This is a genomic window from Bradyrhizobium sp. Kon69 (genome assembly GCF_055807515.1).
On record NZ_JBVVOS010000003.1, the window covers coordinates 331962 to 352582 of the forward strand.

The following is a 20621-nucleotide window of genomic DNA, read 5'->3' on the forward strand; positions in this document are numbered from 1 at the left end:
CCGGTCCGCGGTTCCCTGCCCGCGATGGCGGGAACTCGGCGGCTGCGCGCCCAATTGCCGCGCTCAGTCCGTGGTGCTGACTTCCCAGGTGGCGTGGCGGACGCCGGGCAGGTGCTGGAGATCGGTCGCCACTGCATTCAGCTCGTTTGGATCGACGGCGCTCGCGACCAGCTTTGCCACGATCTCGATCAGATCATCCCCGGTTTCGACCATTTCGATATCGGCCACCAGATATTTTGCGCTCTCGAGCTTCTCGACCAGCCGGTCACGCATGTCGGGCAAGGCGTCCGATGCGACCGCGAGCTTGAAGTAATAGGTCGCCTCGGAGGTCTTCTCGTTGAGAGGGATGCGGTTGATGGCGTTGACCAGTGGCCGCAGCATGGTGTTGCCGGCAATGACGAAGACGGTGAGCGCCGCGGCCTGCGCGACCATGTCGGCGCCGGCGCAGGAGCCGACCGCGGCCGAAGCCCACAGCGTCGCCGCGGTATTGAGCCCGCGCACGTCCATGCCCTGCTTCATGATGACGCCGGCGCCGAGGAAGCCGATGCCCGAGACGACGTAGGAGATCACCCGCACCGCGCCGTCGGCGCCGGTCAGGTGCATGGCGAGATCGACGAAGGCGGCGGCGCCGACCGCGACCAGCACGTTGGTGCGCAGGCCCGCGGTGCGCTGCCGGTATTGCCGCTCGGCGCCGATCAGCGTGCCCAGCACGAAGGCCGTGAACAGGCTGACCAGCGTGTCCGCGAAATCAGCGATCTGGAAGGTCGTCAGAAACCGCATGGCCCCCTATACGGTCGGAACGATGACAGATTAAAGCTCGAGCAGGCCGCCGTCGCCATTTTCGTCGGCGAACGCCAGCAGCGTCCCCTTGGCGTTCCAGGCGAGCGCGGCCACCGGCGGGGTGCCATTGCGGCGGACGAGGATCTCGGCGCCGTCTTCCAGGCGCACCATCAGCACGGTGCCGTCGCTATAGCCGGCGGCGAAGATATCGTTCCTGGGGTGGCAGGCAACGACCGACACGCGCGCCTGGAGCGGCGCGAGCATCGCGGGCTCCTTGCCCATCGGCCCGTCCTTGCTGGCGAACGGCCATATGATGACGGTGTCGGCGCCGGAAGTCGCGAGCCCCTTGCCGCCCGCGCTCCACGACATCGAGCGAACGCGGCCGGGATAGCCGGTCATGCGCATGTGCCTGTTGTCGGCAAGCCGCCAGCCGTGCAGCGCCGATTCGTGCATCGTGGTGACCAGGAATTTGTTGTCCGGGCTGAAGGTGACGCCGAGATGCGAGCCGGCCCAGGGCAGGAATTCGGCCGATCCCGCCATGTTGGGAAACCACAGCGTCGCGCCGTTGTAATGGGCAATCGCGAGACGCTGGCCCTTCGGCGCAAACGCAAGGCCGCCGACGGTCGAGGGCACCTCGAGCGACTTCTCCTCGCTCTTGCCGCTCTTGAAGAAGGCGGTCTTGCCGGCCGACCATGCATAGGCACCGTCCGGATGCAGCGCCACCGCATCGATCCAGCGACGCTTCGGGTCAGTCGCAAGCAGCGTCACTTCGCCCTTGGCGTCGAGCGACACGACTTTTCCATCGTCGCCGCCCATCACGAGGCGCTTGCCATCGGAGGCGGCCGAGAGAATGCCGCCGCTGTGCACGGCGACCTTGCTGATCTCGCCCTGACCATCCACGAACGCAACGTTCTCCTCGCCGCCGACGAAGGCGGCGCGGGGCCCAAGGAAATGCACGGAGGTCACGACCATGCCGAGCGCAAGCGGTTTGACGCGCTCGGTGACGGAGACGATCGAGGCGGAATCGGCGGGCGGCGTAAACTCTTTCATCACGAGACGATGCAGCTCTCAAAACCTTGGCGAATGAGGTCTTGCGGCAATTCGCGGCCGATGAAGACGAGGCGGCTCTCGCGCGGCTCGCCCTCCTTCCACTTCCGCTGGTGATTGCCCTCGAGCATCATGTGCACGCCCTGAAAGACGTAGCGGTCGTCGTCGTCGTGGAAGGCGAGGATGCCTTTGGAGCGCAGGATCTTGCCGCCCTCGACCTGCACCAGGTTCTGGAGCCAGGGCATGAACACGTTCGGATCGAGCGGCTTGTCGGTCTTGAGCGAGAGCGATTGCATGTCCTCGTCATGATAGTGCTTCAGGCCATGGCCGTGATCATGATCGTGATGATGGTCGTGACCGTGGTGATGATGATCATGGTCGTGATCATGATCATCGGCATTCAGGAAGTCCGGCTCGATGTCGAGGATGCGGTCGAGATCGAAGGCGCCGCGGTCGAGCACGTCCGCCAAAGCCACCGAGCAGCGCTCGGTGCGGTGCAGCTTCGCATAGGGATTGATGGCGCGGATGCGGGCCTCGACCTCGGCAAGCTCGCCCTTGGTGACGAGATCGGTCTTGTTCAGCACGATGACGTCGGCAAAGGCGATCTGGTTCTTGGCCTCGGGCGCATCCTTGAGACGATCGGACAGCCATTTTGCGTCCGCAACCGTCACGACCGCGTCAAGGCGCGCGTTCTTCTGCACGTCCTCGTCGACGAAGAAGGTCTGGGCCACCGGTGCCGGATCGGCAAGACCGGTGGTCTCGACGATGATGGCGTCGAACTTGCCCTTGCGCTTCATCAGGCCTTCCATGATGCGCACGAGATCGCCGCGCACGGTGCAGCAGATGCAGCCGTTGTTCATCTCGAACACTTCCTCATCGGCGCCGATGATGAGGTCGTTGTCGATGCCGATCTCGCCGAATTCGTTGACGATGACGGCGTATTTCTTGCCGTGGTTTTCCGACAGGATGCGGTTCAACAGCGTGGTCTTGCCGGCACCGAGATAGCCGGTCAGGACGGTCACGGGAATTTTTGGGGCGGTCGCTTCAGACATAACAACTCCGGACTTCGGGCTTTTCGCGCGACGCGAGGCGGGGTGGCCCCTGCCCTAGTGGTCAAGCGCGCTGGTCAGGGCCTTTATATTGTGCCTGACCATATCAATGTAAGTGGGTGCAGGCCCCTTTTCGCCGGTCAAACCGTCCGAAATCAGGGTCCCGCCGACTTTTGAGCCGGTCTCCGCCGCGATCCGCCGGATCAGCCGGTCGTCGCTGATATTTTCCAGGAACACGGCTGGGATTTTTTGGGCCTTGATCTGGCCGATGATGGCAGCGATGTCCCGCGCGCTGGGCTCGGTTTCCGTGGAGACGCCCAAGGGCGCGATGAAGTGGACGCCGTATTCGGCGGCGAAATAGCCAAAGGCGTCATGGGTCGAGATCACCTTGCGCCGCTCCGGCGGGATCTTGGCCACGGCTTCGCGGACCTCGCGGTCGAGCGTTTCGAGCTTTTCCAGATAGGCCTTGGCCTGGGCGCGGAAGAACTCCGCATCATCTGGGTCGACTGCGGCCAGCGCATTGGCGATGTCGGTGACGTAGACCTTCGCGTTGGGGACGGACTGCCAGCCATGCGGGTCAGCGGCCGAGCCGAGCTTGAGCGGTGCGATGCCGGCGCTCGCGGTGATCACCTGCGCCTTGCTGCCCGAGGACTGCACGAGGCGCGGCAGCCAACCCTCGAGACCAAGCCCGTTGACGATGACGAGCTTTGCGTCCGCGATCCGCTTCGCATCGCTTGGCGCGGGCGTGTAGACGTGGACGTCGCTGTCGGCCCCGACCAGCGTTGTCAGATTGACCCGGTCGCCGCCGACATTGCGGACGAAATCGGCCAGAATCGAGAAGCTCGCGACGACCTTCAGCTGCTCCGCGGCGTGCAGCGGCGAGGCAATCAGCAAAAGCACACAAAGCAGGATGCGCCGCATCGCTGTCACGCTTCCAGATGCCGGCCGGGAAACAGCTGCCTGACGACGCCGCCGACCCGGCCGAACATGACCGAGACGGTGTAGAGCGCGCTCGCCACCAGAATGATCGCAGGGCCCGAGGGCACACGGGTCTGGAACGACAGCACGAGACCTGCATAGCCGGAGACGGCGGCAGCGACGACCGCGATGCAGATCATGACGGTGAGATCGCGCGACCAGAACCGCGCGATGCCGGCCGGCAGGATCATCAGGCCGACCGCGAGCAGCGTGCCGAGCGCCTGAAAGCCGTTGACGAGGTTGATCACGACCAGCGCGAGGAAAGCGAGATGCGCAGGCCCGCCAGCCCGGCTCACGGTGCGCAAGAACAAGGGGTCGACACTTTCGATCACCAGCGGCCGGTAGATCACCGCGAGCACCAGCAGCGTCACCGTGGCGTTGAAGGCGACGACCAGCAGCGTCTGGTCGTCCATGGCGAGAATATTGCCGAACAGCACGTGCAGCAGGTCGATGTTGGTGCCCTTGATCGAGACGATAGTCACGCCCAGCGCCAGCGATGCCAGATAGAAGGTCGCCAGCGAGGCGTCCTCCTTCAACCCGGTCGAGCGCGCGACGAGGCCGGCGAGGATCGCGACGGCAAAACCTGCGATCAGGCCACCGGCCGTCATCGCGAACAGGTTGAGACCCGAGAGCAGGAAACCGACCGCCGCGCCGGGAAGGATTGCATGCGCCATGGCGTCGCCGACCAGGCTCATCCGCCGCAACATCAGGAACACCCCGATCGGCGCACCCGCGAGCGACAGCGCGATGACGGCCGCGAGCGCACGTCGCATGAACTCGAATTCGGTGAACGGGCCGATCAGCGCGTCATAGAGCATCGGATATCAAGCCGCCCGTGAGCGGGCATCATCGGCCGAGCATGCCGCCGCGCTGTCGTCGAAGGCTTCGCACATCCGCATCGCGACCATCAGGTTTTCCGGCGTCAGCACCTCCGCCGTCGGTCCCCACGCCACAGGGCCGCGCGCCAGCACCAGCGTCTCGCTGAAATGGGTGCGCACCATCTCCATGTCGTGCAGTGCGGCGAGCACGGTGCGGCCCTCGCCATGCCAGTGCTTCACCAGTGACAGCAGATCGGCCGTGGTCTTGCTGTCGATGGCGTTGAAGGGCTCGTCCAGCACGATCAGCCGCGCGTCCTGGAGCAGTACGCGGGCGAACAGCACGCGCTGCATCTGGCCGCCCGAGAGTGTGCCGATCGGGCGGTTTTCGAAGCCGTTGAGGCCGACGGAAGCGATCGCGCGGAGGATCTTTTCGCGCGCCGCCTTGCCGATGCCGCCGAACAGGCCGGTCCCGCGCCACAGTCCGGTGGCAACGAAGTCCAGCACCGAGATCGGGAAGCTGCGGTCGATCTCCGCACTCTGCGGCAGATAGGCGATATCGCGGCTGTCGAGCCCGCCGAGATGGATGCTGCCGTCGAGCGGCCTGAGGATGCCGACGATGCCCCGCAGCAGCGTCGACTTGCCGGCGCCGTTCGGGCCGATCACGGCCAGCAACGCACCCGGCGCGACCTCACCATTGAGATGGTGCACTGCCGGATGACGGTCATAGCCGAGCGTGACGTTGTGAAAATGCAGCGCCGCCATGGTCACCTCATCGCCAGAAAGACCACGCCCCAAAGCACGGCGCAGACCGCGAGCGCGGCCGCGAGGCGGGCGGCCATCGTCATGCGCAGGATCGACCAGTGCGCCGCCTGAGCCGGATGCGGAGAGGCCGCATCGTGGACGTGTGCGTGGGTGTGATCGTGTCCGTGCGAATGCCCGTGATCATGGGAATGGCCATGAGCATGGTCGTGTTGATGGGCTGGGGACGCGGCGGGAACCATGCCGAAACGTTATATTATAACATTACCCCTGTCCACGCCGGGCTCAGGGCTTGCCGATCACCATGGCGATGGCGGCGGCGACGAACGGGAACGGCACCGAAACCGCACAGCGGAACCAGACGAAACGGGCCGGCATGAACGGAATCTCCCACAAAATCACCCGCTGGAAGGCAAACAGCGCCCAGGCGACGACATAGGCCACCACCTGCGGCACCCCACCGCCCGATTTCAGCGCCACCGTACCGATGGAGAACCCGATCACCGGGCCGCCGGGGGTCGCGGCCCCGGCGACCACGGCAGTCGCGACCCCAAGCCAGCCGCTATCCGGGCCGAGCCAGCCGCTGATCACCTCCTGCGGGATGATGGCGGCGATGTAGCCGGAGCCGATCACCCCCAGCGCGATCCGCGGCACGATGTTGATGAAGTCCATCGAGCCTTCGCGCAGCGAGGCCTTGAACACCGGTGGGCCGCGGCGAAAGGCGATCAGGCCAACGCCGAACACCGAGCCCCACAACAGGATGTCGATCAGAAGCGCGGCGCTCAATTCTCGTCGTCCTTGATGGCCGGCTTCGGATAAAGCCGGACGTAGACGAAGCGGCCGAGCGCGCCTGCGAGCACCGGCAATGGCAGCGAGATGACGATGCGCCACAGCGTGAAGTCGGTGCCCATGATCGGGATCTCCCAGGCCACGGCCCGGCCATAGCCGATCAAGGTCCAGCTCACGACCATGGCGATGGTGGCACCGAAATCGGCGCCGACCGCGAGCAGCGCACTCGCCACGGGATAGGCGGTGAAGGGACCGCCGGGCAGGATCGCGCCGAAGGCGGTGCCGATCAGAAGGCCTTTCAGGCCCGATTTCGGCCCGAGCGCGCGCGAGACTTTTTCGTGCGGCAGGATCTCGGAGATGAACGCGCCGAGCAGGCAGCCGGCCAGCACGCGCGGCAGGATGCCGCCGAACAGCGAGAGATCGTGGGTCAGGATGTCGAGAACACCGTCGGTGCCGTCACGCCGCCAGACCAGACCTGCGCTCACCGCCACCAGCGCTGCGATGATGATGGTCGACCAGCCGATCGGCTTGCGCACGCGACCCGGCCGCGGCTCGGAGTCCGCGTCCTCGGCGGGCGCCGGTTCTTTCGGGGAAGGTTCTGACAACGGGCGCGTTCGGCTCGAGGGTGATGCCCGTCCTGATTAAGGGCGCCGCAGATGCGATGCAAACAGTACGATGACGGGAGCGATGCGCACCTCGCGCATGGCCATGCGAGACGAAGTGCGAATTCCGCACAGCAAAAAGGCGGCCGCGCATGCGACCGCCTTTCGCTATTCCGATGAGGCTTAACTCAGGCCTTGTCGAACAGGGACTCGACGTATTCCCAGTTCACGAGGTTCTCGACAAACGCCTTCAGATAGTCGGGACGGCGGTTGCGATAGTCGATGTAGTAGGAGTGCTCCCAGACGTCGCAGCCGAGGATCGGGGTGGCGCCGTGCACCAGCGGATTCTCGCCGTTCGGGGTCTTGGCAATCTCGAGCTTGCCGTTCTTGACCTGGAGCCAGCACCAGCCGGAGCCGAACTGGCCGACGCCGGCCGCCTGGAAGTCCGTCTTGAACTTCTCGAAGCCGCCGAGGTCCTCGTTCATCTTCTTCTCGATCTTGCCCGGCAGCTTGGTGCCGCCGCCATTGGGCTTCATCCAGCTCCAGAAATGGATGTGGTTGTAGTGCTGGCCGGCATTGTTGAACACCGCGGGGTTCTTGCCGAACGAGCCCTTGACGATCTCCTCAAGGGACTTGCCTTCCCATTCGGTGCCCTTGAGCGCGTTGTTGCCGTTGGTGACATAGGCCTGATGATGCTTGTCGTGGTGGAATTCGAGCGTTTCCTTCGACATGAATTGTCCGAGGGCGTCATAGGCGTAGGGGAGTGGGGGCAGCGTAAAGGTCATGGGTGTTGTCCGCGACTGATGGGGGAACGAGACTTAACGGTCACCCCTTATAGAAGGTTCCGTGGCCGTTAAATACCGCGAATTTTTCCAAAAGGCCTGGTGCAGCGGCTTGGCCGGATTGCATAAAATCGTCGCAAGGATGTCGGCGTTTCAACCAGGCCGCAAAATATCATTGCCTTTGAGGTGCTTATGGCAGAACGAAACGTACCGACGGCGCAGAGATGCGGAAGAGAGAGCGATGAGCATCGAGATCGACATTTTGAACGGCGACGCCTCCTGGCGGATGGCGGAGCCACTGCATCAGGCGGTCTTCGGACCTGATATCGTCGGGAAGCAGCCCTGGGCTCACGTCAAATGGGCCAATGCCGACCTGCGCGTGCTGATCGAGACGCCCGAGGATGGTCTCGTCTGCCACGTCGGCATCTACTTCCGCACCGTCACCTGGAATGGGCAGAAGGTTCACATCGGCGGCATCGGCGGCGTCTGCACGCGGGAGGACCGGCGCGGCCGCGGCTATGCGACCATGGCGATCGACGCTGCGCTGCATACCATGCGTGCCAACGAGGCGGTCCGCTTCGCGCTGCTGCTCTGCGAGCCGCACAATTTTGCGTTTTACGAGGCCCGCAGCTGGCTCCCCTTCAAGGGCGAGGTCTATTGCGAGCAGCCGGAGGGGCGGATCCGCTTCACCCACATGGCGCCCTACGTCTGCAACATCGTCAGCGCGCCGACGCTGGGCACCATCGACCTCTGCGGCCTGCCCTGGTGAGCCCTGCGTGAGGCGCGGCTGGTGCCGGGGCTGCACGCCATATAATATGTCGATCATCATCCAATATTCCGCGCGGTGACACATGACGATCGACGCCTCCCTGGACGCCGTGCCGCCGCCTGCCCCGGTTGCCTCCCCGATCGCCAGCTTGCTGACGGCACCGATCTTGTCCACACTGCTGCGGCTCGCGATCCCCAACATGATCGCGATGGTCGGCAGCACGCTGGTTGCGATCGCCGAGACCTCCTATATCGGCCGGCTCGGCACCATCCCGCTCGCAGCGATCGCGCTGGTGTTTCCGTTCGCCATGCTGACGCAGATGATGAGCGCGGGCGCGATGGGCGGCGGCGTCTCGTCTGCGATCAGCCGCGCGCTCGGCGCAGGCGACCGGACCCGAGCGGCGACGCTGGCGCTGCATGCCGCCATCATCGGCCTCTGCGGCGGGCTCTTCTTCACGGTGACGATGCTCGTCTTCGGCCGCTCGTTCTTCACGCTGCTGGGCGGGCGCGAGCGCGTGCTCGAGGAAGCCAGCGGCTATTCGCAAATGCTGTTCTCCGGCGCGGTCGCGATCTGGCTCGTCAACACGCTGGCCTCGGTGATCCGCGGCACCGGCGACATGCGTCTGCCCTCGATGGCGCTGATCGGCACGAGCGTGCTCCAGATCGCGCTCGGCGGCACGCTGGGGCTCGGCCTGTTCGGTGTGCCGCAATTCGGCATGCCCGGTGTCGCCGCCGGTCAGTTGATCGCGTTCACCTGTGCCGCGATCTTTTTCCTCTGGTATCTCTGGTCCGGCCGCAGCCGGCTGCCGCTGGATTTCCGCGCGTTCCATTTCGATCGCGCGTTGTTCTTCGACATCCTCAAGGTCGGCGCGGTCGCCTGCCTGTCGCCGCTCCAGACCGTGCTCACTATTTTGATCTTCACCAAGATCCTGGCGACCTTCGGCACCGAGATGCTGGCCGGCTATGGCATCGGCTCGCGGCTGGAATTCCTGCTGATCCCGATCACCTTCGCCTTCGGCATCGCCTCGGTGCCGATGGTCGGCATGGCGATGGGCGCCGGACAGGTGAAGCGCGCGCGGCGCGTGGCCTGGACCGCGGCCACGGCCTCGGGAATCACGGTCGGCCTGATCGGCGTCGTCATCGCGCTCGATCCGTCACTGTGGGTTTCACTCTTCACCAGGGATCCCGGCGTCGCCGCCGCCGCGCACAGCTATTTCCACTGGGCCGGCCCGACCTTCGTGTTCTTCGGCATGGGCGTATCGCTGTATTTCTCCTCGCAAGGCGCGGCGCGCGTCGGTGGTCCCGTGCTCGCCTCCACCGCGCGGCTTCTGATCGTCGCGATCGGAGGCGGCGGCCTCATGATGGCGCAGGCTCCGGCCTGGACCCTGTTCGCGCTGGTTGGCGGCGCCATGGCGGTGTTCGGGCTATCGACCGCGGCCTCGGTCGCCTTGGTGCGCTGGGGCAAATGAGCGCAGGTCATTGCACGCAGGCAAATAAACGCGGGAATGTGATTCCATCCAGCGTTGCACTATCCTGCTAGGCTGCTATGGAGGCGCTCCAGTTCGGGGCTCTCTCCATGACTTCCAGATTCGCTGCTCTCATCGTCCTTCTGGCTGCGCTCCTTGGCGCGACTGCCGCCCATGCGCAGAGCGCCGACGGGACCTGGCTGACCCAAGCCGGCGATGCCCGCGTCAAGATCAGCAAATGCGGCGGCGGCATCTGCGGCAACGTCGTCTGGCTGCGTGAACCCCACGACACCGCGACGGGCCAGCCCGCCACCGACAGCAAAAATCCCAATCCCGCCCTCGCCAGGCGCCCGATGATCGGCTTGCCGTTGTTCAGCGGCATGCAGCCTTCCGGGCCGAACAAATGGTCGGGCCAGATCTACAATGCCGACGACGGCAGCACCTACGCGAGCAGCGTTACGGTGACATCAGCGGATTCGCTGCGGGTCGAAGGCTGCGTCGGCGCGCTCTGCGGCGGCGAAACGTGGACCCGGGCGGGGCGCTAGCGCCTCACGCCATCATCGTCTTCAGCGCCGTCGCCGCCGAGGCGTAGCCGCCCCGCGCACCGTCGATGAAATGGACGTGGTCGCTGCGCAACGCCGACGGGGTGAAGCAGGTCATCATCGCGGCGTCCTGCTGGTGGAGCCCGTAACGCACGATGCCGTCGCGCGCGGCAGTCGCGAGGCGATCACTGAGGGCGCGTTCGAGCTCCGGCGTACAGTCGAGGATCATGCGCAGGCCGTCGTCATATTTGCGGAAGTCGGAGTTCTCCACGACCTGCCGCTTATAAAGCTTCGGCACGAAGCCGCCGACCTTGAGATCGAAGCGCATGATCAGATAGACGAAAAGCGTATAGGCCAGCACGCCGGCGCGGCGTGCGAGCAACGGACCTCCGCGCTTGGTGCGCGCCTCATAGTCCAGCCCCTGCGGCGGCCATGTCAGCGGCGGCCCTTGTGGCGGCACGGGCCGACCGGCATCCGGACTGCGCTCGACGAGATGGATGATGTCCTCGATCACCTTGCGGAATGCCGAGGGATCGGCACCCTGGGTCGGCATCACCAGCACGGACAGGATCAGGCCGCGCGCCGCCGGAATGACCTCGAAGCGGCAGGACAGGCCGGAGAGATCGGGCTGCGTGCCCGCGGGTGCTTCGGTGATCGCAAACTCGCCGCGCTTCATCGCGGCGTCGGCCCAGGCGAGCCCGCCGCCAGAAAACATCGCATAAGACAAATTGGCCGACGGACCGAAGCGCGCGACGCGCACGTCGAGGCCCTGCGCGCGGATGGCGCTCACCGGCACCAGCGCGACGCGCATCCCCAAATCGAGATCTTCCCGCACCCAGGTCGCGGTCGCAGCCAAAGCCTCGCGGGCCGGCTCGAGATCGCGGGGCGCGACCGCAAAACTCGCGCCGTCACCGCCGAACACGAACGGAAATTCGCGTCCCTCCAATGCGTTCGTCACGGCCGCGATCACGGCGGCACCGGCCATGTTCACCGCCTTGTAGCGCTGCGCCGCGATGGCCTTGGTGGAATCCACGATGTCGGCAACGCCGACGCTCCAGTCGTCGGGCAGCGGCGAGTACAAAGCGGGGTCCATCAGGCTGGTGAAGCCGCGAAAGACCGGAATGCCGCTATAGAACGCTGATGTCATCGGATGATGCCGAATGGTTGGGACGCACGTCCAAAAGACATACGTAGCAGAATCGATCCGGGTTCGCCGGAGCGCGCTCTTGCAACCATTGGCCGAAATGGACCCGGACAACAAGACGAGGGCGCGCTGCAATGCCACAGAAGCTCATTGATCGGCATCAAACAGCGGGCCGCAAATGGGGTCTAGTCTCGATGATCTGACATGGTTGCGCGGGAACATCGACGTGTCCGACTTCGACGGGAAGGACTCCATCGCTCCGGTACGCCAGCGCACCGGGCGTGATCCGATCAGTGCGGTGAAGATGCCCGAAAGCCTGACCGCGGCCGTCGATAGCTGGGCCGAAACCCATCACCTCTCGCGCTCGGATGCTATCCGCACGCTGGTCGAGCTGGGGCCTGAAGGTCGCGCCCCCGGCGCTCCCGCCAGGGCACCCGCTCGCCTCGGATGCCACCAGGATCGAAGAGCTCGCAGTGCATGAACTCGAGGGACTGCTCGATCCCGCCCTGTCTGAAGACGAACGCGAGCGCCGGATCCGCCGCCTGACCGACGGCCCGCCGGAGTTCTCGCACGAACGGATTGACCTGCCGAAGCACCGGACCTGAACGTCTAGTGCAGCTTCTCGCCCTCGCGCTTGCGCAGCGCAGATGAGGGTACGTCGTGGCAGCCGACCAGACGCACGAGTTTCTGCGGATACATTTCGTAACCGTGATCACCGGAATTTTGATGAGACATCGGTTGGCAGTGAACGGCCTGGCTGTGAACGTCGCTTTGCTGTGCGCAAGATGGCTTTGCCGACGCCTTGATCTGGCTCGAAGCGGTCATGGACTGCTCCCTATCGATTAGGGCAGATCGATTAACGTAACCCAATCGATTGCGGGGCATCTTACGGCCAAATCCGGATGATGTCATTGCGCCGGATCAATGCAATTGTGGCGATGGAGTTCCGCCTAAGCCGTGTTGCCCGCGTCGACCGTGAACACGGTACCCGTCACATTGCGACCGCCCTCGCCCAGCAGATATTCCACCATGCGAGCGACGTCGTCGGTCTCCGGCAGGCGGCGCAGCGCGCTGCGGCCGGCGATGCGCTTGCGGCTGTCGTCGGAGAGATTGTGCGTCAGCTCGGTGTCGATGAAACCGGGCGCGATCGCGTTCACGGTGATGCCGAGCTTGCCGACCTCGCGCGCGAGCGAACGGGTGAAGCCGGTGGCGGCGGCCTTGGTCGCACCGTAAACGGAGAGGCCGTTATAGCCGGTGGTCGCGATGATCGAGGAGATGTTGATGATGCGGCCGGCGCCGTCGGCCATCATCTGGCGCGCGACATACTTGGTGAGAATGATCGGCGACAGCACGTTGAGCTGCACCAGCGCCTCGATCTCGGAATTGTGCATGGTCGCGAGCAGGCCTTCGGTGCCGAGGCCGGCGTTGTTGACGAGGCCGTAGATCGGGCCGAATTCGTCGCGCACGAGTTTTGCGAAAGCGGGAATCGCGTCGATCACGGCGAGGTCACAGGCGCGGAAATGCAGGCGCCCTTCCGACCCGGCGATCGCCGCCGTGAGCTCGTCGCTCTCGCGCCGCGCCGCCGCGATCACGTTGTAGCCGGCATCGACAAGCCGCCTGCCGATCGCAAGGCCGATGCCGCGGCTGCCGCCGGTGACGAGGACATTATGCATCGGTGCGCGCCAGTTTGCCGGCCGGGGTGACGTCGAGCGCCTCGACGAAGCGGATCACCGCCGGCACCTTGTGGGACGCGAGCTGCGCGCGGCACCGATCCAGGATCTGGTCGCGGATCTCTTTCGCGCGCGCCGGATCGGCGCCGTCGGCGAGGATCACGTCGCCGACGACGATGCCGCCGGTGATCGGGCTCTTGCGTGACTTCGCCCGCGACATCCGCACGTCGGGATGACGGTTGATCACCGCCTCGATCTCTTCGGGGTGAACCTTCAGCCCGCCGATATTGATGATGCCGCCGCGGCGGCCGACGAAATAGTAGCGGTCGCCGCGCAATTCGACGATATCGCCGCTGTCGACATACCCGTCTGCATCGGTGAGCGCAGCCGCGTCGCGGCCGATATAGGCGTGCGCCGTGCGCGTCGAACGGATATGTAGCGAGCCGTCGACGACCTTCATCTCGACGCCGTTGCGGTTGCCGAGATAGTCCGCCGGAAAGCCTTCCAGCCCGTCATTGACGGCAAAGCCGACGCCGGCCTCGGTCGATGCATAGGCATGGCCGACGGAGGAATTCGGGAACGCCGCTTTCAGGCCGTCCAGCACCGCCTGGTCGGCGATCTCGCCGGAGAGGCGGACATAGCGCGGCGCGAACTGCGCGGCCGAGCCGCTCATCAACAGCTTGCGCCAGTGCGAGGGCGTGCCGGAGATGTGGGAGACGCCGCGCGCGTTCAGCCGCGTGACGTGATCGCCGAGCGCCTCATGCGGATCGGACAGCACCATCGAACCGCCGGAGAGGATGGCGCGGAGGAATATCTGCAGGCCACCATAGCGGCGGATGTCGTAGAACGTCGCCCATACCGGCGCGGGTCCACGCGCTGGGCCTTCGGCGACGATGGCGCCGGTGAGCGCTTCCAGCGTATGGCCGACGATTTTTGGCACGCCCGACGTGCCCGAAGTGAGCATCAGCCATTCCGTGGCGCGTTCGGTCCTGGCCGGTGTGGTAGCCTGAGGCGGCAGTTGTGCGGTGACGACGAGCGGCACGCCGTTCTCGGCCCAGCGATCGGGCTCGTCGGTGACGACGGCATCGATCCCGGCATCCGCCATCAGCGCATCGAGATGCGCGGGATTGAGATCGGGCGGGCACAGCAGCATGCGGCGGGCAATACCGTCGAGCTCGATCATGGCAAGGCCCGATCGGAATTGGTCGGACAATTTCAGCAGCACCGCGCGCCCGGACAGCTCGCCCAGACGGCCACCCAGGACCGTCTGCGACAGGATATCGGTCAGCGACACGACATGGTGCGCATCCGACAGCGTGCGGCCGGTCAGCTCCGCGCCGAGATGGTCGCGAAGCGCAAAGATCTCACGCGGGGACATTTTCGTAGGCCCGCACGAAATCGCCTACGGTGGCGGGGAACGCTGCGTCCTCGGAGATGGTGAAGGGGTCGACGCCGGTCTCGTCCTCGAGGCGCGCCACCAGGATGGCGAAGGCGAGCGAGTCGAAGCCCGTCTCGTGCAGGGACAGATCGTCCGAGAGTGCGGGAAGCGCGACGTGCTGCTCCTTGGCGATCTGCTGGATCGCTTCAATGACCTTAGACCGTACCGACATGGCTGGCTCGCTTCTGTTGTCGTTCGTGTTACGGCGGTTCTTGATGACCGCCTCCCTTGCCCGTTTGTTTACCCGACAGAAGTAAATGGCTTCTTGGACAATTCGGATAAAATTGGACCTATCTGGCGGATTTTCGTGCGGCTAGAGCCGGATCGTGCCCTTGTTGATTTGCGCATATGTCTCCGCGTCCAGCGCGACATAGCTGCCGGCCTTCGGGTCCAGCATGAACAGCGGGTCGGAGACCGCGCCCGGATCAAATCCCTCGCGCGCGAGTTCGCCTTTTTTCTGCTTGAACGTCTCGGTCGCATCGAGCTCGCGCGAGATGCGTATGAAGACGGGGTGAGCATAGGCCGGCAGGCGCTGTGCGAGATGGGCGGGCAGCGCCTCGAGGACGAAGCCCTCGTTTACCACGATCGCGCTCATGCCGGCGCGGCCGTCGGTGCCGGAGATGCTCACGCCGTAGGTGGTGGCGTCGATCACGCCGCTGAAATCGCGGACGGCGTCGTTGACCTCGGAGGTCGCGACGTTCTCGCCCTTCCAGCGAAAGGTGTCGCCGATGCGGTCGACGAAGTGGAAGAAGCCCTTCTCGTCGAGCCGCATCAGATCGCCGGTGCGGAACCAGGAATCGCCCTTGGCAAAAACATCGCGCAGGATCTTCTTCTCGGTCTCGCTCGCCTCGGTGTAGCCCTCGAAGCGGCCGCCGCCCTCATCCGCCGTGCCGATGCGGCCTATGGCTTCGCCGGGCTCGCCGCGCGCGCAGGGGATACAAAACCCCTCTGCATTGCGCAGCGGCGCACCATTATCGGGGTCGAGCTTGACGAGACCGGCAGGGAAACGATGCGCGAGCAGCGGCGGAACGCGGCCGATCGCGCCGGGCTGGCCCTCGACGTTGAACAGCGAGAAATTGCCTTCCGTCGCCGCGTAGAATTCGAGGATGCGCGGAATGGCGAAACGCGTCTGAAAATCATCCCAGATGTCACCACGCAGGCCGTTGCCGCAGACGAGCCGCAGGCGATGCCGGTTCTCGTATTCCGACGGCGGCGCCTTGAGCAGATAGCGGCAGAGCTCGCCGATATACTGAAACAACGTGCAGTCGTGGCGCACGATGTCGGGCCAGAAATTCGAGGCTGAGAATTTTTCCGCGATCACGACCGAGCCCCCGGCGGCGAGCATGCTGCATGGCGCGACGATGCCGCCGACCGAGTGGAATAGCGGCAAGCAATCGTAGAGACGATCCTGCGGCGTCGCGCCGGTGAGGCCCGCGAACCAAAAGCCCCAGTTGAGGATGCGGCGGTGGCTGATGCTGGCGGCTTTCGGCAGGCCGGTCGTCCCGGACGTGTAGATCAGCAGGGCCCGGTCGTCGATGGTGACGTCGCCACGCTCGTCCGGCGAAAGCGGCCCGTCATCGAGGGCGGCAAGCGCGACATCGATCGCACGCTCGCAGCGAGCATCGCCATGGGTCCAGACCTTTGCTTCCGTCTTCAGGTGCGGCGACGCGTCGTCCAGCGCATCCTTCAGTTCGTGCGCGACGATGATGTGAGCGGGCCTTGCGACACCGATGCAATGCGCGAGCGACCGGCCGACGAGCTTGGTATTGATCAGCGCGACCACGCCGCCGACCCGACTGATGCCGAGCCAGGCCGCCACATAGTCGATGCCGTTCGGCATGATCAGCGCGACAGTATCGCCCTTGGCCACACCGGCCGAGCGCGCCCACCGCGCATAACGATTGATGCGTCTTGAAAGCCCCTCATAGTCGAGGCTCGCGTCATCGGAGGCCAGCGCGATGCGATCCGGCTGACGCTGCGCCCAATCGTCGACGACATCGGCGAACAGCCGGCCCGGCAACGTCTCGATCCGTGCGGTGAGCTCGATCGCCTTCAGCCAGATTTTCGAAGCCGAAGGTGCGCGCGCGGCTTTCGGTTGCTCGATGACGCCGGTTGTCATGCCGTTCATTCTTTCGGAACGTGTCTGCTGGTTCCCGGCAGCTTAGCTCGCACGCCCTGCCCAGGTGTTAAGAGACAAGGTAAAACCGGGTTAGTGCGCGATTAACTCTAGTCATCCTTTACCAAACCGGTGGGATGGGCGTGCGCAGTCTCGCAATCCTTGCGATAGCAAAGCCAGTTGTCGGGGCGCGCTACGCGTGTCCCCTTGCCCCGCTTGCAGCGCGAGGTGAACTGGAGAGCATGATGATCACCAAGCGACATTTCATTCAGGCTGCGGCCGCTGCGGCAACCGTGCTCGCCACGCCACGCGCCTTTGCGATCGGGAATCCCTCCTATCCCTCGCATAGCGTGAAATGGGTGGTGCCCTATGCGCCGGGCGGGGCCACCGACGTGCTGTCGCGACTGCTCTGCCAGCGCCTCTCCGACCGGCTCGGCCAGACCTTCGTCGTCGAGAACAAGCCTGGCGCCGGCAGCAATATCGGGACACAGGCAGTGATCGCGTCCGCCCCGGATGGTCACACCCTGCTGTTGACCTCGACCGCGAACGCCATCAACGCCTCGTTCGATCCGGCGCTGCCGTATGATTTCGCCAGGGGGATCGCGCCGGTCGCCGGCGTCGCGCGAATTCCGCTGGTGCTGGTCGTCAACAACGACCTGCCGGTGGCCAGCGTCGCCGACTTCATTGCCTACGCCAAGGCCAATCCCGGCAAGATGTCGATCGCCTCTTCCGGCATCGGCACCTCGCTGCATCTCTCCGGCGAGCTGTTCAAGTCGCTGGCCGGCGTGCAGTTCACCCACGTGCCCTATCGCGGCTCGGCACCCGGATTGACCGACGTGATGAGCGGGCAGATCCAGGGCATGTTCGACAACGTCACTTCATCCTTCGAGCTCGTGCGCGCCGGCAAATTGCGCGCGCTCGGCGTCACCACGCGCGAGCGTTCGGAGATTTTGCCGGACGTACCGTCGATCGCGGACATGCTCAGCGGCTACGAGACGAGTTCATTCTACGGTGTCGGCGCTCCGCACGAGACGCCGCGCGAGATCGTCGACCTGCTCAATCGCGAAATCGACGCCGCGCTGTCCGATGCGGAGATCAAGTCCCGCATCGCCGGGCTCGGCGCAATCCCGCTGCATGGCAATGCCGGCGAATTCGGCGGCATGCTGACGGCGGAGACCGACCGCTGGCGCAAGGTGGTGGAGCTGTCGGGCATTCGGAAGGAATAGCGACCGCGCCTGCACGCGAAGCGGGAGCGTAGGATTCGCCAAGCGCTAGCCGCCCCGCTGATGGCGGAAGCGCTGCGGCGGTGCGGTGAACGGATAATACGGATTGAGATCGCAGCTGGCGGAGCGGCCTGAAGCGGTAGCTCGGCACTGCGGCACTGAGGTGAAGGAGCAATCATACCACTCCCCGCCACCGCCGTTCGCGCCGGAATAGACGTGCATGCAGACGGGATAGCGCGGATCGAAGGTCTGCGCATGCGACGGCGCAGCCATGAGCAAGGCACCGACGGTCATGATCAGGCCGAATAAGCGACGCATAAGAATTCCCCCTGAAAGCCGCATTGCGGATCGCTAGTGCACGTTCTTGTGGCGCCGGCGCGGCGGCGGGGGTTGGTCGAACGCATAGTAGGGATTGACGTCGCAGCTTGCCGAGCGACCCGAAGCCGTTGCGCGACATTGCGGCAGCGAGGTGAAGGAGCAATCGAAATAATCGCCGCCGCCACCGCCGAAGCCGCCGGGCGTATAGACGTGCATGCACACCGGATAACGCGGATCATAGGTCTGGGCGCTGGCATCTGCCGCCACGAACAGCGTGACAATTGCGGTGAGGGTCAGGATCGGCAAACGCATGGAGAAATCCTCGAATCTGTCATGTCGGCGGCCCGGATGCCGGCCACCTCGTATGGCATAACACCACGGCAGAGGCGACCGTTCCTGCGCGTAAATGACGGCAAGGTGAGTGCGGTGCACTGCGCCCGCTACGCGCCGAGCCCTTGCAACACCAGCCGGTTCAATCTTGCCGCAAACGCCGCAGGGTCTTCCGGCAGTTCGCCGTCCAGGATCTGCGCCTGTTCGAGCAGGAGCAGGCTGAGATCGTCGACCGCCTTCGAGCCGGCCTGAGCCTTCGTGATCGCCGAGACCAGCGGATGGCGCAGATTGATCTCGAGGATCGGCTTCGTGCGCATACCGCGGTTCTGCTGGGCCAGGATGCGCTCGAGCTCGCGGCTCGGGCCCTGGCTGTCGGCAACGAGGCAGGACGCGGAACTGGTGAGGCGCGTCGATGCCTTGACGTCGCTGACGCGCTCGCCGAGCGCGGCCTTGATCACCGCGATGGTGGCACCCTCGTCGGCGGCCGGCTCGTCCTTCTTCGCTTCGTCCGCCTCGTCGACGCGCGGGATCAGGTCGAGATTGAGATCGCCCTGGCTCAGCGACTTCAGCGGCTTGCCGTCGAACTCCGATGGCATCGAGGTCCAGAAGGCGTCGACGGGATCGGACAGCAGCAGCACTTCGATGCCACGCGCAGTCGCCGCCTCGAGCCGGGGGCTCGACTTCAGCCGCTCGATGCTGTCGCCGACGAGATAATAGATCTCGGTCTGGTTCGGCTTGAAATCAGCGATGACGTCCTTGAGCGAGCGCTTCTCGCCCGAGGTCGTGGTGAAGCGCGACAGCGCGAGCAGCTTTTCGCGGCGCTCGAAATCCTCGTAGATACCTTCCTTCAGCACCGCGCCGAAGGCCTCCCAGATCTTCGCGAAGTTTTCCGGATCCTTCTCCGCAAGGCTTTCGAGTTCGGACAACACGCGGGTCGCCACGGCCTTGCGGATCTGTGCGAGCTGCGGATTGTTCTGAAGCATCTCGCGGGAGATGTTGAGCGGGAGATCCTCGCTGTCGACGACGCCGCGGATGAAGCGGAGGTAGCCCGGCAGAAGATCGGCATCGTCGGTGATGAAGACGCGGCGGACATACAGCTTGACGCGCCCCTTGCGGTTCGGCTCGAACAGGTCGAACGGCTTGGTCGAGGGCGCAAACAGCAGCACGGCGTAGGAGTAACGCCCCTCCGCGCGATAATGCAGCGTCATCGCGGGATCGTCGAAGGCGGAGGCGATCTGCTGATAGGCTTTCTTGTAGTCTTCCGGCGTGAGCTCGGATTTCGAGCGCTGCCACAGCGCGCTCGCGGAATTGATCTGACGCGGTTCTCCCTCTTCAGGCACGAGCTCGATGGGAAAGAGGATGTTGTCGGAATAAGCGCCGACGACACGCTCGATCTCGTAGGCTTCGAGATATTTCTTCGCATCGTCCTTGAGGTGCAGGACGATCTCGGTGCCGCGCTGCACGCGGGCCGCATCCTCCTCGCTGGCACGCGCGATCTCGAAGCCCGACCCGCCTGTGGACGTCCAGGTCCAGACGTCGCTCTCGCCGGCGCGGCGGCTGACCACGACGATCTTGTCGGCGACCATGAAAGCGGAATAGAAGCCGACGCCGAACTGGCCGATCAGGCCAAGTCCATCCTTGGCTTCCTTGAGCTTCGACACGAAGGCCTTGGTGCCCGAGCGGGCGATGGTGCCGAGGTGGTCGATCAGCTCCTGCCGCTCCATGCCGATGCCATTGTCAGCGATCGCAAGCGTTCCGGCCGTCTTGTTCGGAATGATCCGGATCTTGAGCGCGTCGCCCTCGCCCAGCAGCGCCGGACTCGCGATGGCCTCATAGCGCAGCTTGTCGCAGGCGTCCGATGCGTTGGAGACGAGCTCGCGCAGGAAGATATCGGTCTCGGAATAGACGGAGTGCACCATCAGGTGCAGAAGCTCGGAAACCTCGGCCTGGAAGGGCTGCGTATGCACAGCCGTGTCTGACGTCGTCATGCGTTTACCCGGTC

General features: G+C 64.9%; 23 protein-coding genes and 1 pseudogene. 5 read left to right on the forward strand and 19 right to left on the reverse strand.

Annotated elements, in window-relative coordinates; genetic code table 11:
• Positions 1-63 precede the first annotated feature (63 nt).
• The 10 genes from AC0L3U_RS05985 to AC0L3U_RS06030 all read right to left on the reverse strand — a co-directional run bounded on the left by AC0L3U_RS05985 (position 64) and on the right by AC0L3U_RS06030 (position 7607).
• A complete protein-coding gene (locus AC0L3U_RS05985) occupies positions 64-780 on the reverse strand; it encodes an MgtC/SapB family protein (RefSeq protein ID WP_027565549.1) in 717 nt (238 codons plus the stop codon).
• Positions 781-810: 30 nt separating this feature from the next.
• Positions 811-1830 carry a WD40 repeat domain-containing protein gene (locus tag AC0L3U_RS05990; RefSeq protein WP_473361110.1) on the reverse strand — a complete coding sequence of 340 codons (1020 nt, stop codon included), beginning with the start codon at positions 1828-1830 and terminating at the stop codon, positions 811-813.
• Complete coding sequence (locus AC0L3U_RS05995; RefSeq protein WP_473361045.1) at positions 1830-2879, reverse strand: CobW family GTP-binding protein; 1050 nt, start codon at positions 2877-2879, stop codon at positions 1830-1832. The genes AC0L3U_RS05990 and AC0L3U_RS05995 overlap by 1 nt, the downstream gene beginning before the upstream one ends.
• A 54-nt stretch (positions 2880-2933) precedes the next feature.
• The gene (locus tag AC0L3U_RS06000; RefSeq protein ID WP_473361046.1) at positions 2934-3797 is read right to left on the reverse strand and encodes a metal ABC transporter substrate-binding protein; all 864 of its coding nucleotides are present in this window, start codon (positions 3795-3797) and stop codon (positions 2934-2936) included.
• A 5-nt stretch (positions 3798-3802) separates the two neighbouring features.
• Positions 3803-4672, reverse strand: coding sequence for a metal ABC transporter permease (locus AC0L3U_RS06005; RefSeq protein ID WP_456767601.1), 870 nt, complete (start codon positions 4670-4672; stop codon positions 3803-3805).
• Between the two features lie 6 nt (positions 4673-4678).
• Complete coding sequence (locus tag AC0L3U_RS06010) at positions 4679-5434, reverse strand: metal ABC transporter ATP-binding protein (RefSeq protein WP_473361047.1); 756 nt, start codon at positions 5432-5434, stop codon at positions 4679-4681.
• A 2-nt stretch (positions 5435-5436) separates the two neighbouring features.
• Positions 5437-5673 (reverse strand): hypothetical protein, encoded by a 237-nt coding sequence (locus tag AC0L3U_RS06015; RefSeq protein ID WP_473289947.1) that lies wholly within the window; start codon positions 5671-5673, stop codon positions 5437-5439.
• Positions 5674-5716: 43 nt separating this feature from the next.
• Positions 5717-6217, reverse strand: a complete 501-nt coding sequence (locus tag AC0L3U_RS06020) for a hypothetical protein (protein WP_148775145.1) — start codon at positions 6215-6217, stop codon at positions 5717-5719.
• Entirely contained in the window at positions 6214-6825 is a 612-nt protein-coding gene (locus tag AC0L3U_RS06025) for a permease (protein ID WP_456767598.1), read from the reverse strand. Before AC0L3U_RS06025 ends, AC0L3U_RS06020 begins: the two co-directional genes overlap by 4 nt.
• A gap of 185 nt (positions 6826-7010) precedes the next feature.
• Entirely contained in the window at positions 7011-7607 is a 597-nt protein-coding gene (locus AC0L3U_RS06030) for a superoxide dismutase (protein ID WP_473361048.1), read from the reverse strand.
• A 238-nt stretch (positions 7608-7845) separates the two neighbouring features.
• On the opposite strand from AC0L3U_RS06030, the gene AC0L3U_RS06035 reads away from it, so the two are divergent.
• The 3 genes from AC0L3U_RS06035 (at position 7846) to AC0L3U_RS06045 (ending at position 10383) form a co-directional block, all read left to right on the forward strand.
• Positions 7846-8373: a GNAT family N-acetyltransferase gene (locus tag AC0L3U_RS06035; protein WP_473361049.1), complete on the forward strand. Its 528-nt coding sequence runs from the start codon at positions 7846-7848 to the stop codon at positions 8371-8373.
• 82 nt (positions 8374-8455) lie between these two features.
• Positions 8456-9841: an MATE family efflux transporter gene (locus tag AC0L3U_RS06040; protein ID WP_473361050.1), complete on the forward strand. Its 1386-nt coding sequence runs from the start codon at positions 8456-8458 to the stop codon at positions 9839-9841.
• A gap of 107 nt (positions 9842-9948) precedes the next feature.
• Positions 9949-10383: a DUF2147 domain-containing protein gene (locus AC0L3U_RS06045; protein WP_247462933.1), complete on the forward strand. Its 435-nt coding sequence runs from the start codon at positions 9949-9951 to the stop codon at positions 10381-10383.
• Between the two features lie 4 nt (positions 10384-10387).
• Here the strand turns inward: AC0L3U_RS06045 and AC0L3U_RS06050 are convergent, their stop codons facing one another.
• Complete coding sequence (locus AC0L3U_RS06050; protein ID WP_473361051.1) at positions 10388-11527, reverse strand: DUF3095 domain-containing protein; 1140 nt, start codon at positions 11525-11527, stop codon at positions 10388-10390.
• 175 nt (positions 11528-11702) lie between these two features.
• Here AC0L3U_RS06050 and AC0L3U_RS06055 point away from each other — a divergent pair.
• Positions 11703-12129 (forward strand): annotated as a pseudogene (locus tag AC0L3U_RS06055) (ribbon-helix-helix domain-containing protein).
• A gap of 4 nt (positions 12130-12133) precedes the next feature.
• On the opposite strand, the gene AC0L3U_RS06060 reads toward AC0L3U_RS06055, so the two are convergent.
• From AC0L3U_RS06060 to AC0L3U_RS06080, 5 genes are all read right to left on the reverse strand, one after another.
• Positions 12134-12349 carry a hypothetical protein gene (locus AC0L3U_RS06060; protein WP_473361052.1) on the reverse strand — a complete coding sequence of 72 codons (216 nt, stop codon included), beginning with the start codon at positions 12347-12349 and terminating at the stop codon, positions 12134-12136.
• Positions 12350-12474: 125 nt separating this feature from the next.
• On the reverse strand, positions 12475-13197 hold the full coding sequence (locus tag AC0L3U_RS06065; protein WP_473361053.1) for an SDR family NAD(P)-dependent oxidoreductase: 723 nt from the start codon (positions 13195-13197) through the stop codon (positions 12475-12477).
• Complete coding sequence (locus AC0L3U_RS06070; RefSeq protein WP_473361054.1) at positions 13190-14572, reverse strand: class I adenylate-forming enzyme family protein; 1383 nt, start codon at positions 14570-14572, stop codon at positions 13190-13192. Before AC0L3U_RS06070 ends, AC0L3U_RS06065 begins: the two co-directional genes overlap by 8 nt.
• Positions 14559-14804, reverse strand: coding sequence for an acyl carrier protein (locus AC0L3U_RS06075; RefSeq protein ID WP_007597226.1), 246 nt, complete (start codon positions 14802-14804; stop codon positions 14559-14561). The genes AC0L3U_RS06070 and AC0L3U_RS06075 overlap by 14 nt, the downstream gene beginning before the upstream one ends.
• A 141-nt stretch (positions 14805-14945) precedes the next feature.
• Positions 14946-16760 carry a long-chain-acyl-CoA synthetase gene (locus tag AC0L3U_RS06080; protein ID WP_473361055.1) on the reverse strand — a complete coding sequence of 605 codons (1815 nt, stop codon included), beginning with the start codon at positions 16758-16760 and terminating at the stop codon, positions 14946-14948.
• Positions 16761-16993: 233 nt separating this feature from the next.
• Between AC0L3U_RS06080 and AC0L3U_RS06085 the strand changes: the two genes are divergently transcribed.
• On the forward strand, positions 16994-17974 hold the full coding sequence (locus AC0L3U_RS06085) for a Bug family tripartite tricarboxylate transporter substrate binding protein (RefSeq protein ID WP_473289928.1): 981 nt from the start codon (positions 16994-16996) through the stop codon (positions 17972-17974).
• A 45-nt stretch (positions 17975-18019) separates the two neighbouring features.
• Here AC0L3U_RS06085 and AC0L3U_RS06090 read toward each other — a convergent pair whose 3' ends face one another.
• The 3 genes from AC0L3U_RS06090 to htpG form a co-directional block, all read right to left on the reverse strand.
• Positions 18020-18289 carry a DUF3551 domain-containing protein gene (locus AC0L3U_RS06090; protein WP_473361056.1) on the reverse strand — a complete coding sequence of 90 codons (270 nt, stop codon included), beginning with the start codon at positions 18287-18289 and terminating at the stop codon, positions 18020-18022.
• Between the two features lie 33 nt (positions 18290-18322).
• Positions 18323-18601, reverse strand: coding sequence for a DUF3551 domain-containing protein (locus tag AC0L3U_RS06095; RefSeq protein WP_473361057.1), 279 nt, complete (start codon positions 18599-18601; stop codon positions 18323-18325).
• A 128-nt stretch (positions 18602-18729) separates the two neighbouring features.
• Entirely contained in the window at positions 18730-20607 is a 1878-nt protein-coding gene (gene htpG, locus AC0L3U_RS06100) for a molecular chaperone HtpG (RefSeq protein ID WP_473361058.1), read from the reverse strand.
• Between the last annotated feature and the right edge of the window lie 14 nt (positions 20608-20621).